This window comes from Elioraea sp. (genome assembly GCF_051860475.1).
Lineage (GTDB): Bacteria > Pseudomonadota > Alphaproteobacteria > Acetobacterales > Acetobacteraceae > Elioraea.
Genome location: NZ_JBHYDW010000306.1, coordinates 1 through 677, shown reverse-complemented (window position 1 = coordinate 677; position 677 = coordinate 1). Strand labels below are relative to the sequence as shown.

Here is a 677-nt window from a genome sequence, read left to right as displayed (position 1 = left end):
ATCCCTACACGCAGGGGCTGATCCGCTCGATCCCGCGCGTCGACCGCAGCGCCGGCCGCCAGGCGCGCCTCGAATCGATCCCCGGCTCGGTGCCGAGCCTGCTCGATCCGCCGCCGGGCTGCCGCTTCGCCAGCCGCTGCCGCTATGTCATGCCGGCCTGCACGCAGGCGATACCGCCGCTCAAGGAAGTGGCACCCGGTCACAAGGTGGCGTGCATCCTATGAGCAATATGGCCGCAAACAAAGATGGCGCGCTGCTGTCCGTCAGCGACCTCCGCAAGCACTTCGCCGTCAAAGGCGGCGTGCTGTCACGCGTGGTCGACAAGGTGCACGCGGTCGACGGCGTGAGCTTCTCGCTCAGGCGCGGCGAGGTGCTGGGCCTGGTGGGCGAATCGGGGTGCGGCAAGAGCCTCACGGCGTTGTCGCTGATGCGCCTGCTGCCGAAGGGCGGCGCCCAGACCATCAAGGGCGAGGTGCTGCTCAACGGCGAGAACATCCTGGAGCGCACGCCGGCGGAGATGCGCGAGATCCGAGGGCGGCGGATCTCGATGGTGCTGCAGGACCCGCAGACTTCGCTCAATCCGGTCTTCTCGATCGGCGATCAGTTGCGCGAGGCGATCGAGCGTCGCAAGCGCGGCTCTCATGCCGAGATCATGAAGGAGGCGGTGGCGGCGCTCC

The 677-nt window shown here is 68.4% G+C and carries 2 protein-coding genes; both read left to right on the top strand.

Going from position 1 to position 677, the window contains the following annotated elements; translation table 11 throughout:
* Positions 1 to 224: oligopeptide/dipeptide ABC transporter ATP-binding protein (locus ACTIFU_RS23910; RefSeq protein WP_439580821.1), on the top strand; the 224-nt coding region annotated here is incomplete at its 5' end.
* A gap of 5 nt (positions 225 to 229) precedes the next feature.
* Positions 230 to 677: ATP-binding cassette domain-containing protein (locus ACTIFU_RS23905; protein ID WP_439580820.1), on the top strand; the 448-nt coding region annotated here is incomplete at its 3' end.